Below are 15,176 nucleotides of genomic sequence, written 5' to 3'. Positions count from 1 at the left end.
CGAGCCTAACGGCCCGGCGGGTGGCCGTCAGTTGAGGGTGACGACCATCTTGCCGGTGTTCTCGCCACGCAGCAGGCCGAGGAACGCGTCGAAGCCGTTCTCGATGCCTTCCACGAAGGTCTCCCGGTACTTCAGCTCGCCCGAGGCGAGCCAGCCGGCCACGTCCTTGACGAACTGCGGCTGGAGCGCCTTGTGGTCGTTCACGAGCATGCCCTGAAGGCGCAGCCGCTTGCCGATGACCAGGGCGAGGTTCTGCGGGGCTGGGGTGGGCTCGGTGCTGTTGTAGAGCGAGATCATTCCGCAGATGGTGGCGCGGCCGTGCACGTTGAACGAGGAGATCGCGGCTTCCAGGTGCTCGCCGCCGACGTTGTCGAAGTAGACGTCGATGCCGCCCGGCGCGGCTTCCTTGAGCTGTTCCTTGACCGAGCCGCCGCTCTTGTAGTTGAAGGCGGCGTCGAAGCCGTACTCCTCTTCAAGAAGCTTGACCTTGTCGTCGGATCCCGCAGAGCCGATGACCCTTGAGGCGCCCTTGATACGGGCGAGCTGGCCCACCTGGCTGCCTACGGCGCCCGCGGCGCCGGAGACGAACACGGCGTCGCCCTCTTTGAAGGAGGCGACCTCGAAAAGCCCGGCGTAGGCGGTGAGGCCCGTCATGCCGAGGACTCCGAGGTAGGCGCTGAGCGGCGCGAGCGAGGCGTCGACCTTGACCGCGTACTGGGCCGGGACCTGCGCGTACTCCCGCCAGCCGAGCCCGTGCAGCACATGGTCGCCGACCGTGAACCCTTCGGCGTTCGAGGCGATGACCTCACCGACCGCGGCGCCGTCCATGGGGTGGTCGAGCTTGTACGGCGGGGTGTACGACTTCGCCTCGTTCATCTTGCCGCGCATGTACGGGTCGACCGAGAAGTGCTTGTTGCGGACGAGGATCCGGCCCTCGCCCGGCTCGGTCACCGGGACCTCGCGCAGGGCGACGTCCTCGGCCTTCGGCCAGCCGTGCGGGCGGGCGACGAGATGCCATTCGCGGCCGGACGCGGGAAGAGCGGTCATGGGTGGGGTGCCTCCTCATAAAGCTTCACTACCTGAAACAACCATGCCCCTAGATATTTCATGTTGTCAAGCAACTGGGTACTCTGGTCCGTATGGCCACTGAGCACACGGACCCCCTGACCCTCGAAGTCGTCGAACTCATCGGCACGGTCGTGGCCCGCTACTACGAGGAGTACGACCAGGCCGCCGCCGAGCACTCGCTCACCGGCGCGCAGGCGCGCGTGCTCGGGCTGCTCTCGATTCAACCTATGCCCATGCGCCGGATCGCACAGAAGTTGAAGTGCGAGCCGTCGAACGTCACGGGGATCGTCGACCGGCTGGAGTCACGCGGCCTGGTGGAGCGGCGCCCGGACCCCTCGGACCGGCGGGTGAAGCTCGCGGCGCCCACCGAGAAGGGGCGCGACACGGCGCGCCGGCTCCGGGACGGGCTGACCTTCGCGCGCGAACCGCTCGCGGACCTGTCGGTGGACGAGCGGACGGTGCTGCGGGACCTGCTGCGGCGGATGCTGGGGGACGACGCCGGGCAGTGACCGCCGGGCCCGCCTGCCCTGGCCGCCCCGCCCCGCCCCGCCCTCAGAAGCAGAAGATCAACAGGACGCAGCCGTCGTCTGTCTTTGTGGGAGTCGGCGTCGGCGTCGGGTCGGGCCGCGACGACGGCGGACGCGGCTGGTTCGGGTTGCTCGGCTTCCCCGTCGGGCCGGTGGAGCCCGTGGGGTCGGGCGAGTCGCTGGGGTCCGCGTCGCCGCTCGGCTCGGCCGAGTCGGCCGGAGAAGCCGAGGACTCCTCGTCGGACGCCCCCGCTCCCGTACTCGTGGCCGAAGGATCGGGCGAGCCGCCCCCGCCGGGGTTCGCGGAGCCGGTCGACCTCGAGGGCGTGCCCGTCACGGGGTCCGGATCCGCGGGTTTCTCCGGGCCGGACGAGGGCTGCCCGCCGTCGATCTCGATGGCCCTGTCCTCCTGTACGGAGGTGGCGTCGCCGTCGCCGCCGGATTCCAGCGCCAGCTCGGCCAGGCTCAGCGCGCCGACCGCCAGGACGAGCCCCAGCACGGTGAGCAGGACGACTCGGCCCTTGCGCCGGTGCACACCGCGCTCGGCCCGCCTCTCTCGCCGGGACACCTTGCGCTTGCGCGAGCCGCGCTGACGGCGCGGGCCCGGTGCGGGCTCCTGGCCGTTTTCGCGCGTGGCGAGGACCACCTCCGCCTCGTGCGGGACGGGGTCGTGGAGCCGTAGCTCCTCGGCGGGCGTACCGCACCCGGCGCACGCCAGGGCGCCGTTGAGGTGCCGCCGGCAGTGATGGCAGTAGTCCATGGCGCCCTGAAGATAATCCCACCGGCCTCGGTACGGGCACCCATGACGTGAAGATCCTGTGCGGAATCGGCCTTCCCACGTTTCGTCCGTCCGACCTGCCCCGAAGGGGCACGATGTCGCTATGAATGCCACGACATCAGCCGGAGCCGGTGGAACCTCCCGCCCTTTCGGACCGCGCGACTTCCAGCTCGTACTGCTGCGCCGGATGGCCGACCACCAGCCGGAGTTGGCCGAGGACGCCCGGCGTGAGCTGGGCGCCTCGCTCGCCGAGACGCGGGAGGCCAACCGGCGCTGGCAGGCCATGGTCCGCTCGCCCCGCGCCCGCGGCACACTGTCGCGCTACCGCTCGGTGCTGGGCCCGCCGGAGACGACGTTCCCCCGGCAAGTCGGCGATCTGGCGTGCGAGGTGCTGCTGTGGCCCGTACCGCTCTGGCCCACGCTCCGCTTCGAGGTAACGGCGGCGCCCGGCGGCGGCGTGTGGAACGAGTGGCTGGTGCGCGCGCCGGGCGAGCCGGGTCCCGAGCTGCGTACGGCCGGCAATCTGCGCCCCTGGTCCTGCACGGTGGACGAGGTCGCGCGCGCGTTCGCACCGGCCAGACCGATGGAGGGTACGGCGCCGACCCGCTGGGGTCTCGCGTTCGATGTGCCGGGGACGGGGCCGTGCGTCGCGGAGTTCACGTGGGGCCTGCTCCAGCGCTGGTCGCCGAGGGGCTGAGGCGGGGTGCGCGGGGCGCGCGGGGCGTCAGGGCGGGGCGGCACGGGGCCGGTTCCTGGCGGGGCGTCAGCGCCGTACCCCTGCCCGCCCTCCCTCCCCCCGACCGGCGCATCCCAGCGCGCGCGCAACCCCTCCCGCGCCCACGATACGAAGAGGACCGGCGGCCCGCCGGTGATCCACCTCAGCGCTCCCGGGAGAAGAACCCGCCGTGACCGTCAGCCTTGAGCAGTTGCGCCGTTGCCATGTCGCCGTCGACCTCGGGGCCGCCAGGACCCGGGTCTTTGTGAAGGGAGCCGGGCTCGTCGTGGACGAGCCGAGCGTCGCCGCGGTGAACACCCGCACCGGGGCGCTCATCGCCGTCGGCGCCCTGGCCGAGCAGATGACGGGCCGTACGCCGGACTACATCCGCGTCGCCCGCCCCGTCACCGGCGGCACCGTCGTGGACATCGAGATGGCCCAGCGGATGCTGCGCCATCTCCTCGGTGAGAAGCTGCGCCGCCAGTTGCGCAGGAAGCCGCGGCTGCGGGCTGCGGCGTGCACCCCCCACGACAGCGACCCGCTCGCCCAGCGCGCGGCGATCGAGACCCTGGTCGGTCTCGGGGCCCGCCGGGTCGAGCTGGTCGACACGCTCATCGCCGCGGCGGTCGGCTGCGGGCTGCCGGTGGAGAAGCCGACCGCCACCATGATCATGGTGTGCGGGGCGGCGACCACGCAGGTCGCGGTGTTGTCGCTGGGGTCGATCGTGACGGCCCAGCGGGTCCCGGTCGGCGGCAACGCCATCGACCACGCGGTCATCCAGCATCTGCGCCACCAGCACGAGTTGATGCTGCCGAGCCAGTCCGTCCGGCCGCTCCAGCTCGCGCTGCGCGGCAACGGCATCACCCCGGACGGTCCGACCTCGACGGAGATCCACGGCCGTGATGTGGCGACGGGGCTCGCCCGGTCGGTGTTCGTGGACACCGCCGCCGTACGGCAGGCCATCCACACCCCGCTCACCGCCGTGCTCGACGGCATCGGCAAGGTGCTGCGCGACTGCCCGCCGGACCTGGTGGCCGACCTCGCCGACACCGGGATCATGATGGTCGGCGGCAGCGCGCTGCTGCCCGGCCTCGACCAGATGCTGCGCGACGCGACGGGCATGCCGGTGCATATCGCCGAGCGGCCCGACGTCTGCGCGATCCTCGGGCTCGGGGCGATGCTGGACGGGAAGATCCAGCCCCTGGTGCTCAACCCGCTGGCGCACGTCGAGTGACGTGACGGACGGCGACGACGACAGCGCCAGCGGCAGCGGCAGCGGACGGCAGGACGTCCCGGACAGCGAGCCCACCCCCGGGCGCTCGCGGGTGACGGCCCCTCGGCTGCCCATGCTGCTCGACGCGGTCCTCGACGTCGGGACCGAGGTCGAGCTGGCCGCCACCCTCCAGCACGTCGTGGACAGCGCCACCGACCTCACCGGCGCGCGCTTCGGCGCACTCGCGCTCGCAGGCCCCGCCCAGGGCCTGGGACCCGACCGGGGCCGGAGCCGTATCGCCGAACTCTTCTCCGTCGGGCTCAGCGACGACGAGCGCCGTCGCATCACCCGGCTCCCCACCGGGCACACCGGGCTGCTCGGCCACCCCGGCAGCTCCCTGAGCCTCGGCGTCCCCGTCCGGGTCCACAACGACGTACTCGGCTATCTCTGTCTGGCCCGCAAACGCCACGGACCCTTCACCGAGGAGGACTTGGCCCTGCTGCGGGTGCTCGCCTCACAGGCCGGGATCGCGATCGGCAACGCGCGCCTGTACGGGACCGCCCGCCAGCGCGCCCGGTGGATCGAGGGCGCCGCCGCCGTCACGACCGCGCTGCTCACCGGCGAGAGCGCGGAGGACGCGCTGACGACGCTCGCGAAGGCCGCGCGGATCCTGGCCGGCGCCGCCGCCGGGGTGGTGCTCCAGCCCACCGACGAGGGCGGTATGGAGATCGTCGCCGCCTCCGCGCTGGACGACCCCGGCGACATCGTCGGTACGAGCATCGCGCCCGGCTCGCCCGTACTCGTCCAACTCCTCGGCGGCGAACCGGTGTACATCGACGACTCCTCGACCGACCCCCGGATGACCACGCATGTACGGACCCGCTTCGGGCCCAGCATGATGCTGCCGCTCCAGAGCGGCGGCCGGCTGATCGGCACGCTCGCCCTCCCGCGCAAGCGGGGCGGTCGCCCGTACACCACCGCGGACCGGCTGCTGGCCACGCAGTTCGCCTCCCAGGCCGCGCTCGCGCTGGTCCTGGCCGACGCCCAGCACAACCGGGAGCGGCTGGCGGTCTTCGAGGACCGCGACCGGATCGCCCGCGATCTGCACGATCTGGTCGTACAGCGGCTGTTCGCCACCGAGATGATGCTGGAGTCGACGCGCCGGCGCGCGGGCGAAGGGGAGCTGTCCGACCTGCTGGGCCACGCCGTGGACGAGCTGGACTCCACGATCCAGGAGGTACGGACCACCATCTTCGCCCTCCAGCAGCCACCCGCCGAAGCGCCGACGAGCCTGCGCGGCAAGGTACTCCGCGAGACGGCGGGCGCGGCTGCCCTGCTGGGATTCCAGCCGTCCGTGCACTTCACCGGGGCGGTGGACACCCTGGTGGGCGGCCCGCTGCACGACGACCTGCTGGCGGCACTGCGCCGCGCACTGGCCGCCGCGCACCGCCGCGAGGGTCTGACGTCGATCAACGTGGAGGTCGACGCGACGGCCCGGCTGCCGGACGGCCGGGACGGGGTACGGCTGGTGGTCCGGGACGACGGGGAACGCGAGGACGGCGACGAGGACACGTCGGTGACCTGGGAGGCGGCGCGGTAGAGCGGTGACCCGGGAGCCCTCCTACGGACGCGGCGCGACACCGGCCTCGTGGAGCAGGGTGGCGAGGTCGTCCGGGACCGGCATGGGGGTGGTGAGGCCGGCCCCGACCCGATCCGCTGCCGCGTCCTGCTCGCCCTGCGAGAGGCGCCCGCCTACCCGGCCGATCTCGCCGACGCCCTCGGGATCTCCCGCCCCCGGCTGTCGAATCACCTGGCCTGCCTGCGGGACTGCGGGCTGGTCGTCACCGAGCCCGACGGGCGCCGCACCCGCTATGAGCTGGCCGACGAACGTCTCGGTCACGCGCTGGACGATCTGCGCACCGCCGTCCTGGCCGTCGCCGCCGACCGCACATGCGCCGACGCCGAGACCGAGGGCTGCTGCTGATGCCGGACCCGGACGCAACAGGAGGCCCGGTACGACGAGTTCGTCGTACCGGGCCCGCTGCCTCATCGCCCGGACCGGGGGACCACTGGCACCCGGCTCGGGCCGTTCTCAGCGCAGTTTGGCCGCTCGCGCCGCCTCGAACTGGTTCACCCAGTACCGCGTCCGGTCAAGATACGCCGTCTCGGCCTCGGCCCCGGTCTTCCCGTACGCGCCCGAGAAGGTCTGGTAGTCGTGGCCAGCCGGCGGGGTGCTCGACGCGGGTTCGATCGAGCTTCCCTCGTGCCATTCGTTGAAGGAGGTGACGGAGACCCAGGTGGGCGATCCGCCGATGGCCGGGTCCAGCGCGTTGTTCCACTGGTTGTCGTACGCCGCACCGTCGTCCCTGGTCACGGTGGGCGTGGTGTTGCCGGGTACGGCCCGGTCGTCGATGTAGCCCGGTGCGACCGACGGCGCCCAGACCAGATCGTTCGCCGCCGCGTAGTCCCCCGCGTTCTTCCAGCCGGGAGCGGTGGCGCCGGCGATGCCGTCGTAGGTGTAGAGGCCGTTGAAGTGCGCGATCTTCGAGGTGTCGGTGGTCTGGGCCAGCACGATGTTGTTGTCGGTCACCTGGTCCAGGGCCGACCAGTCGGGCACGTTGAGGCTCTGGAAGACGTAGAACGCGTTGCTGTTGTTGCGTTCCGCGTCGCGGAAGTACGCCGGGTGGTCGCCGTACCGCTCGTTGATGTAGTTGATGTCGTCCACCGTCGACGCGCCGGTACGACCGTTGTACGGCTCCAGGTGCCAGGCGACCTTGACGCCGTGGCGCTGGGCCGCGTCCATGACGCCGTCGACCAGGGAGTCCTCGTAACTGCCCTGTCCCCACCAGCTATAGACCAGGACGTTCGCGCCGGACTGTTTGATCCACTTCATGTGTTGTTCGACGGCGCCGGTGAAATCGCCGGAGTCGTACGCGCCGAGCTTGGGGTACAGGTCGGCGCCGATGTCCTCGGGCGGGTTCTGGCCGCCCTGCTGCCAGTGCCGCCAACTGCCGTTGACCTCGGGGCTGCCGTACCAGGGGTAGTAGAACAGGTGCACGTTGGACGAGCCCTCGGCCTTGGGCTCCTCGGGCGCGCCGGAGAGGGTGAAGCTGTCGATGTCGAACAGCGCGCCCGCTCCCCCGGTGAAGCGCAGGAACAGCGCGCCCGTGCCGGTGGCGGTCAGTGTCGTGGAGACCTCGGTGAAGGTGTCCCAACTGCCGGTCGGGGCGATGTCGACCGACCCGAGGAGCGTGCCGGTGGCCGAGCCCGAGCGGATCTCGACCGTGCCGCCCGCTCCCGCCGACGAGACGTCGGCGGTGAACTTCGTGGCGCCGGCGGTCTCGACCTGGGAGTAGCCGGCCCAGTCACCGTTCTCGATATGGCCGAGGGTCTGGCCGCCGCTCGCCGAGCCGTGGTTCGCGCGCTCCACACCCGAGCCCGAGGTGTACGCCTCACCCTCCACGGTCGCGGGCCCCGGCCCCGGGTCCTCGCCGCCGCCCGACGAGCAGTCGGCGTCGACGGCGCCAGCCGCGTACTGGATGCCGCCGAGCAGTACCTGCCGGAAGGCGGGATCGGCGTACGACTCCTGGGTGTGGCCGAGCCCGGTGTAGAAGGACCGGCCCGCGGCCTGCTCGTCGCACCAGGTGATCGGGTGGTCGCCGCCCATCTCCCCACCGTTGTAGGTGGATTCGTCCAGGCTCTGGAGCACGTGCACGCTGTTCCGCGGATTGGTGCGGTAGTTGTACCACTCGTCGGTCCTGGTCCACGTCGGGTCCAGGTGCGAGGTGGCGGGGTTGGTCCGGTCCTCGTTCTTGAGCGTCGCCTGCTGGATCGCGGGGTGGCTCTTGAACCAGGCGCCGACCAGACCCTCGTACGCCGGCCACTCGTACTCGGTGTCGGCCGCCGCGTGGACGCCGACATAGCCGCCGCCCCCGTCGACGTACGACTTCAGCGCGGTCTGCTGCGCGTCGTTGAGGACGTCACCGGTGGTGCTGAGGAAGACCACCGCCTCGTAGTTCGCGAGGTTGGCCGTGGTGAAGGCGCCGCTGTCCTCGGTCGCCGTGACGGTGAACTCGTTGGCCGCGCCCAGACCTTGGATCGTCTGGATGCCGACGGGAATCGAATCGTGCCGGAATCCCGCCGTCTTGGAGAAGACCAGCACCTCGTACGGGGCGGCTTCGGCCTGTGCGGCGGCACCGGTGGGCGCCAGAAACGCGGCGCCGAGCGTGGCGGCCACTACGCAGGTCAAGTGCCGCATGCGTCGGGCGATATGGCCCTTCTTCAGGCGTCTCATCGTTCAACTCCCTTGTCGGGCTTGGCCGCCTTGGCCGCCCCACCGGTCGAGAAGGTGAAGGCGTCCACGTCGAAGAGGTTGCCCTGGCCGGTCACGCCCTTGAAGACGAGGAACAACTCCGTTGTCCCGGCAGGGGCGTTGGTGATGTTCGCCGATACGTCGACGAAGTTCTCCCAGCCGCCGGTCGGGGCCACGGCCAGCGAGCCGAGCAGCGTGCCCGTCGCGGATCCGGCCCGTACCTCCAGCGTGCCGCCGACGCCGCCGGACGCGACGCGCGCCGAGACGCTGGTCGCGTTGTCGAGCGCGTACGGCTTGAAGGAGACCCAGTCACCGTTGTCGGTGAAGCCGACCGTGGCACCGCCCTCGGCGTTGCCGTGGTTCGCGACCTCGATGCCGGACTGGGCGCCGAAGTGCTCGCCCTGCCGGTGGCGGGGCTGGAGGATGCTGTCGCTGTGCGTGGTCAGACCGCCCGCGTCGGTGTACTCGGCGTCGAAGACCCCGTAGATGTTGGCGGCGGTGTCGTGCTCACCGTCGACGGGGACGTCGATGGTGCCGGTGCAGCCGTTCTTCGAGGTGATCTGGTGCCGGTGCTCGTCGTGGCCCAGCAGATACGTCACCTTGACCTTGGCACAGTCGATGGCGCCGTCCTCGGGGTCGCTGGCCGTCACGGTGAACGGGACGCTGTCACCCCAGGAGAACAACTCGCCGTCGGTGGGCGTCGTCAGCGTGACGGTGGGCGCGGTGTTGCCGGCGGTCACCACGAGGCTGGCTGAGCCGGTCAGTCCCTCGGGGTCGGTGACGGTGAGTGTCGGCCGGAATGTCCCGGCCTGGGTGTAGGTGTGGCTCGGGTTGGCGTCGGTGGACTTCGTACCGTCACCGAAGTCCCAGGCGTAGCTGAGCGCTCCGCCCTCGGGGTCGGCGCTGCCCGCGGACGAGAAGGAGACCGCGAGCGGGGTGGGTCCTGACGTCTTGTCGGCGGCGGCCTTGGCGACGGGGCTGCGGTTGCTGCCGGCGAGGTATTCGACGCGGTACAGCGCCTGGTTGTTGGAGCCGGTGCCGTAGTCCAGGACGTACAGCGCGCCGTCCGGGCCGAACGCCTGGTCCATCACCTGGGTGCCGGTCCACGGAAAGTTCTCGATGACGCCGGGGGAACCGTCCGCCTTGACCTCGATGGCCTTGATCCACTTGCGGCCGTACTCACCGGCGAAGAAGCGGCCGTCGAGGGACTGCGGGAACTTCACGGCGGAGTCGAGACCCGCGTCGTAGTTGTAGACCGGCCCGCCCATGGGCGATTCGGAGCCGCTGCCGAACTCGGGCGGGGAGCCCGCGTCGCCGGAGTAGCGGATCCAGGCGGCCTTGGCGGGCGGGAGCTTGTTCTGGCCGGTGTTGTGGAGCGAGTTGTTGGTGGCGCCGCCCCCGCAGTCGTACTTGCCGGCGGAGGGGCCGTTGGGGAACGCCCACTCGCCGTACGTCTCCGTGGCGGTGTTGGTCCCGGTGCAGTACGGCCAGCCGTAGTTGCCGGGAGCGGTGATGCGGTTGAACTCGACTTGGCCGCTGGGTCCTCGGTCCGCGCTCGTGGAGCCGGAGTCGGGGCCGTAGTCGCCGAGGTAGACGATGCCGGTGGCCTTGTCGACGGACATGCGGAACGGGTTGCGGAAGCCCATCGCGTAGATCTCGGGGCGCGTCTGCGCCGTGCCCGGTGCGAAGAGGTTGCCGGACGGGACGGTGTAGCCGCCGGCCGCGGTGGGCTTGATCCGCAGGACCTTGCCGCGCAGGTCGTTGGTGTTGCCCGAGGAGCGCTGGGCGTCGAACTGCGGGTTGCGGTCGGCGCGTTCGTCGATCGGCGAGTAACCGGCGGACTCGAACGGGTTCGTGTCGTCGCCCGTCGTCAGATAGAGATTCCCCGCCGCGTCGAAGTCGATGTCACCGCCGACATGGCAGCACTGGCCACGGTCGTTGGGGACCTCCAGCACGACCTTCTCGCTCGCGGTGTCGAGGGTGCCGTCCGCCTTGAGCGTGAAGCGCGAGAGGTTCAGGTGCCCCTTCCACGGCTCGAAGTCGGCGGCGCTGCCCGTCACCGGGGCGTCGCCGCCGGGGGTGTTGAGCTTGGGCGAGTAGTAGAGGTACAGGTACCGGTTCGTGGCGAAGTCCGGGTCCGCCGCGACTCCTTGGAGACCTTCCTCGTCATGCGTGTAGACGTCGAGCTTGCCCGCCGACTTCGTGTTGCCGGCGGCGTCCGTGAGGCGGACCGTGCCGTCCCTCGCGGTGTGCACGACCGAGCGGTCGGGCAGTACGGCCAGCGACATGGCCTCGCCCAATTCGGATCCACCGAGGGCGAGTTGTACCTGCTGGTAGTCCGATGCGGGTATCTCGGCGGCATGCTCCGGGTGACCGGGGTGCGCGACGGCCGCGGGAGCGGCGGTGAGACCGGCCGAGAGTACGAGGGTGAGCGCCGCGAAGATTCTGGACCACGGTGGTGGGCGTCGTGACATGGAGTTCCTTCCTGACCAGAGGTGGGGTGTGTCAGGCAAGGCGCGCGCCGTCGCGCTTTGCTGCCGAGCGGATGGTGCGGGGGTGGTTCGGGGTGACGCCGGGGTCGTACGGAGTGGTGCGTGGAGCTGGTTCATGAGCGGTGCGGGAGATGACGCGGTGGTACGCGGGGGGATGCCGTGCGTTCGACCGGGAGCCATGTCCGCAGTCCGAGCGTGTTGCATGCTGGCAACGCCGAATTAATTTGTCAAGGTCGTGTCAAAATAGAGTCCGGCCACCCACGCGCGACCTCGCGTACGCGCGTGGGTGCCAACTCGCCCCGCGTAGACCGGCCTTGGCCTGCCCCGTTCCACGGTCGATCTTCAAGCGCGAAGTACCGGCAACTGCCTACGTTTCGGACAGTGTTGTGTGACTGAACAAATTCCACGGAGGTTACGTGAAACGTCACCGTCACACACGGGAGTCCGCCTCCTTCCGTGGCGCGACGAACACCGTGGCCGCGAGCGCCAGGACCAGCAGCGCGGCGCAGACGTAACTGGAGATCGCCAGCCCGCTCGTCATCGCCTCGCGAGCGGCGTCCGCCACCGACGCGGTCCGCGGATCGGCCGACAGCGGCCCGATCGCCGAACCCGCGCTGTGCGTCACCGCGTCACCGAGCCGCTCCGCCTCCTCGCCCCGGATCCCCAGGTCCGCGAGCCGGTCGCGCAGGCCGGAGTTGAGCGTGCTGAGGAACAGCGTGGTGAGTACGGCGATTCCGAGCGCCGATCCAAGTTCGCGCGCCGCGCTCTGGATGCCCGATCCCTGGCCCGCGCTCCCGGCGGGCACGTCCACCAGAACAACGTTGGTGACCTGCGCCGTCGCGAACCCGACGCCCACGCCGTAGACGAACAGCGCGAGCGCGATCAGCCACCAGGCGCTGTCGGTGGCGGCGATCAGCCCCAGCGTCACCAGCCCGACGGCCTCCAGGACCAGACCGATCCGGACCTGCCCCAGCGCCGGGACCGACGCGGCCATCGAAAAGCTCGCGCCGCTCGCCGTGAAGCTGCCCACGGCGAGCGCGACCAGCGCGAGGCCCGCCTGGAACGCGCTGTAGTCCAGGGCGAATTGAAGCCAGAGCGGCAGCACGGCGATGATGCCGAACTCGCCGAGGCCGACAAGCACCGTCACGACATTGCCGCCCCGGAACGAGGCGACGGAGAACAGCCGCACGTCCATCAGCGGCTCGACACCCGCACCGGCGCCCGCACCGGCGCCCAGGCCCACCCGCCCCAGCGCCGCCTGCCTGCGCCAGAACGCGCGCAGGACCAGCGCCGACACGAGAAAGGCGACGAGCACGGGCGAGGGGCCGGCGCTCCACGAGAGTCCGCCGACGTTCAGCGGCTCGACGGTCAACAGCCAGCCGTACGTACGCCCTTCGATCATCGCGAACGCCAGGAGACCGAGCCCGACCGCCGACAGCACGGCCCCGACAAGGTCGACACTCCCTCGGGTACGGGGCGACGAGGGCAGAAACAGCAGGGCGCCGGCCATGATCAGGGCGACGAGCGGGATGTTGACGCCGAAGGCCCAGCGCCAGGAGAAGTCGGCGAGCCAGCCGCCCAGCAGCGGCCCGACGGCTGCGGCGGCGCCGATGGTCGACCCCCAGACGGCGAACGCCTGACCACGGGCCTTACCGGTGAACGTCGCGTTCACCAGCGCCAGCGAGGTCGGCAGGATCATGGCGCCGCCGATGCCTTGCAGGAAGCGCGCGACGATCAGCAGGCCACCGTTGGGGGCGACGGCGGCGAGCAGGCTGGTCACGCCGAAGACGGCGAGCCCGATGAGGAAGATCTTCCGCGCGCCGTGCAGGTCGGCGAGGCGTCCGGTGAGCAGGAGCAGGGCGGCGAAGACGATCGCGTACGACTCCTGCACCCACTGGGCCTCGACCGAGCCGATCGACAGGTCCTCGATGATCGGGGCGACGATCACGTTGACGATGGTCAGGTCCACAACGATCAGGGCCACACCGAGGGCTACGGCGACGAGGCCGAACCACTGGCGGGGGGAGGGGGGTTGGGCTGCGCCGTCCAACAGGACTCCATTCCGGTTCCGGTTCCGATTCCGGGTATGATTGCTTTCCCACAAAGCTAGTTAGCTTTGCGGCAAAGGTAAATTGGTCACGGTAGGTTGTCAAACAGCACGCGGACGGCCGTGCGCTGGGACGCGAGTCCAGGAGTTCGGGAAGTGGAGCATGTCGATGGAACAGCCGAAGGCGGAGCCGGCGTCCGGTGACCTGGAGGCCCAGCGCGACCGCCTCATGGACGGACTGCGCGCCTTCGGCGCCAACTACACCGAGTTCACGCACCGTTTCGCGACCTGGCTGGGACTGCACTCCACCGACGCGGCGGCGCTGACCGAGATCCTGTACGCGGAGGACACCGGCACTCCCCTGTCCCCCGCCCGGCTGAGCGAGCGCGTCTCCCTGTCGTCCGGGGCGACGACCATCCTGCTGAACCGTCTCGAACAGGCCGGACACATCGTCCGTACGCGCGAGAACACCGACCGCCGGGTCGTCACGCTACGCAGCAGCCCCGAGATCCGGCCGCGCGCCATCGAGTTCTTCGGCCCCTACTCGGCGCGCATGGCGGCGGAGATGTCGCGGTACACACCGCAGGAGCTGCGCCACTTCGAGGACTTCATCGGCAAGCTGCGCGGGACCATGAACTCACTGCTCGCGAACGAGTACCGCCCACCCGGCCCCTGATCGGGTCAGCTCAGATCAGGTCCTCGTTCCCAGCACGGCGCGCACCGTCCGCTCCGCCGCAGGCGGGTCGAGGGCCCGGCCCCGCGCGTACGCCGCCTCGAACTCCCCCTGCCCCAGCGCCTGTTGGACGCTCTCCGCGATTCGGTCCACATCACCGCGTTCCGCCGGCGGCAGCGGCGCTCCGGTCGCCGCGCGGGCGGTCGCCGCCGCGCCCAGCAGCACCGCCGCCGGTTCCGCGCGGCCCCCGGCCGCGAGCGCGCCCGCCAGCCCTTCCAGGCCGAGGGCGACGGCCCGTGGGTCGCCGGTGCCCAGGGCCGTCGTCCAGCCTTCGATGTGCAGGGCGAGCGACGCGCGGGCGTCGCCGCGCAGTTCGGCGATGAAGCCCAGCTCGGCGAGGATCAATGGCTCCGAACAGGGCCGTAACGCCGTCCGAGCCGTACCGTAGCCGCCGCGCCGCAAGGTGAGAACCGCTGACACGCCGACCGAAGCCCCGCATCAGGCCCAGCGCCAGCCCCAGCGCCAGCCCCAGCGTCAGAAGGAGACCGGCCCCATGCCCCACACCCTGCTCGTCCTCGCCCATCCCCGGTCCGACTCGCTCACCGCGCAGGTCGCCGGCCGCGTACACACCCGCCGCCGGGCGGCCGGCGGCAGCGTCGACCTGCTGGACCTGTGCGCCGAGGACTTCGACCCGCGTCTGACGCCCGCCGACGAACCGGACTGGGACAACCGCGACAAGGTCTACTCCCCCAAGGTCCGCGCCCATATGGACCGCGTCCTGGCCGCGGACGAAATCGTCGCCGTCTTCCCGGTCTGGTGGTTCGCCCCGCCCGCCGTGCTCAAGGGCTGGATCGACCGGGTGTGGAACTACGGCTTCGCCTACGGCCACAGCACCCTGCGCCTGGCGGCCAAGCGGATGCTCTGGCTGGGGCTGGCGGGCGGCACGGCTGCCGAGTACGAGGAGTTGGGCCTGGGCGCCTCGCTCGAACACCAACTACGCGCCGGTGTATCGGAGTTCTGCGGCGTCACGGACACCGCCGTCCGGTTGCTGTACGGGACGGAGCTCAGTGGCGTACAGGAGCCGCTGCGCCCGGCCAGGGTCGAGGAGATCCTGGCGGCGACGGACGACGTGCTGACCGCGTTCGACGTATCCACCGAAACGCGTTTGCCGGACCGGGAGAATCTGTGCGACTCTCCGATGTCATCTCTCCGAAAGGGCTGACCGTGACACTCGGCATGGTTCTCGGCGACATCTCCTCTCGCGCTTCGACGCGGGAGCGGTAGACCGGCCACACCTGCCCTCTCATTCGCGCCTGTGCCGTAGCACGCGGTACAGGCCGTTTCTCACGCT

At 70.8% G+C, this 15,176-nt stretch carries 13 protein-coding genes; 7 read left to right on the top strand and 6 right to left on the bottom strand.

The features are described from left to right. Positions 1-27: 27 nt before the first annotated feature. Positions 28-1,047, bottom strand: coding sequence for an NADP-dependent oxidoreductase (locus tag OG329_RS30830; protein WP_405799659.1), 1,020 nt, complete (start codon positions 1,045-1,047; stop codon positions 28-30). Positions 1,048-1,139: 92 nt separating this feature from the next. On the opposite strand from OG329_RS30830, the gene OG329_RS30825 reads away from it, so the two are divergent. Beyond that, complete coding sequence (locus tag OG329_RS30825; protein WP_405799658.1) at positions 1,140-1,577, top strand: MarR family winged helix-turn-helix transcriptional regulator; 438 nt, start codon at positions 1,140-1,142, stop codon at positions 1,575-1,577. A 43-nt stretch (positions 1,578-1,620) separates the two neighbouring features. Here the strand turns inward: OG329_RS30825 and OG329_RS30820 are convergent, their stop codons facing one another. Beyond that, a complete protein-coding gene (locus OG329_RS30820; protein ID WP_405799657.1) occupies positions 1,621-2,355 on the bottom strand; it encodes a hypothetical protein in 735 nt (244 codons plus the stop codon). Between the two features lie 121 nt (positions 2,356-2,476). On the opposite strand from OG329_RS30820, the gene OG329_RS30815 reads away from it, so the two are divergent. The 4 genes from OG329_RS30815 to OG329_RS30800 all read left to right on the top strand — a co-directional run bounded on the left by OG329_RS30815 (position 2,477) and on the right by OG329_RS30800 (position 6,285). Beyond that, positions 2,477-3,070, top strand: a complete 594-nt coding sequence (locus OG329_RS30815) for a hypothetical protein (protein WP_405799656.1) — start codon at positions 2,477-2,479, stop codon at positions 3,068-3,070. 208 nt (positions 3,071-3,278) lie between these two features. After that, a complete protein-coding gene (locus OG329_RS30810) occupies positions 3,279-4,322 on the top strand; it encodes a rod shape-determining protein (protein WP_405799655.1) in 1,044 nt (347 codons plus the stop codon). 112 nt (positions 4,323-4,434) lie between these two features. Further along, positions 4,435-5,901 carry a GAF domain-containing protein gene (locus OG329_RS30805; protein ID WP_405802105.1) on the top strand — a complete coding sequence of 489 codons (1,467 nt, stop codon included), beginning with the start codon at positions 4,435-4,437 and terminating at the stop codon, positions 5,899-5,901. A gap of 48 nt (positions 5,902-5,949) precedes the next feature. After that, the gene (locus tag OG329_RS30800) at positions 5,950-6,285 is read left to right on the top strand and encodes an ArsR/SmtB family transcription factor (protein WP_405799654.1); all 336 of its coding nucleotides are present in this window, start codon (positions 5,950-5,952) and stop codon (positions 6,283-6,285) included. Positions 6,286-6,393: 108 nt separating this feature from the next. Here the strand turns inward: OG329_RS30800 and OG329_RS30795 are convergent, their stop codons facing one another. The 3 genes from OG329_RS30795 to OG329_RS30785 form a co-directional block, all read right to left on the bottom strand. Then, positions 6,394-8,595 (bottom strand): ThuA domain-containing protein, encoded by a 2,202-nt coding sequence (locus tag OG329_RS30795; RefSeq protein ID WP_405799653.1) that lies wholly within the window; start codon positions 8,593-8,595, stop codon positions 6,394-6,396. Continuing rightward, positions 8,592-11,087, bottom strand: coding sequence for a PQQ-dependent sugar dehydrogenase (locus tag OG329_RS30790; RefSeq protein ID WP_405799652.1), 2,496 nt, complete (start codon positions 11,085-11,087; stop codon positions 8,592-8,594). Before OG329_RS30790 ends, OG329_RS30795 begins: the two co-directional genes overlap by 4 nt. A 448-nt stretch (positions 11,088-11,535) precedes the next feature. Then, on the bottom strand, positions 11,536-13,155 hold the full coding sequence (locus OG329_RS30785; RefSeq protein WP_405799651.1) for an MFS transporter: 1,620 nt from the start codon (positions 13,153-13,155) through the stop codon (positions 11,536-11,538). Positions 13,156-13,315: 160 nt separating this feature from the next. On the opposite strand from OG329_RS30785, the gene OG329_RS30780 reads away from it, so the two are divergent. After that, the gene (locus tag OG329_RS30780; protein ID WP_405799650.1) at positions 13,316-13,828 is read left to right on the top strand and encodes a MarR family winged helix-turn-helix transcriptional regulator; all 513 of its coding nucleotides are present in this window, start codon (positions 13,316-13,318) and stop codon (positions 13,826-13,828) included. A 15-nt stretch (positions 13,829-13,843) separates the two neighbouring features. On the opposite strand, the gene OG329_RS30775 is transcribed toward OG329_RS30780, so the two are convergent. Continuing rightward, positions 13,844-14,230, bottom strand: a complete 387-nt coding sequence (locus OG329_RS30775) for a hypothetical protein (protein WP_405799649.1) — start codon at positions 14,228-14,230, stop codon at positions 13,844-13,846. A gap of 148 nt (positions 14,231-14,378) precedes the next feature. Here OG329_RS30775 and OG329_RS30770 point away from each other — a divergent pair, with 148 nt between their 5' ends. Continuing rightward, positions 14,379-15,047, top strand: a complete 669-nt coding sequence (locus OG329_RS30770; protein WP_405799648.1) for an NAD(P)H oxidoreductase — start codon at positions 14,379-14,381, stop codon at positions 15,045-15,047. Positions 15,048-15,176: the final 129 nt, after the last annotated feature.

It is taken from the genome of Streptomyces sp. NBC_01506, assembly GCF_045040295.1.
GTDB lineage: Bacteria > Actinomycetota > Actinomycetes > Streptomycetales > Streptomycetaceae > Streptomyces.
Note: the sequence above shows the minus strand (reverse complement) of the source record. Positions and strands in the feature narration are given on the sequence as shown.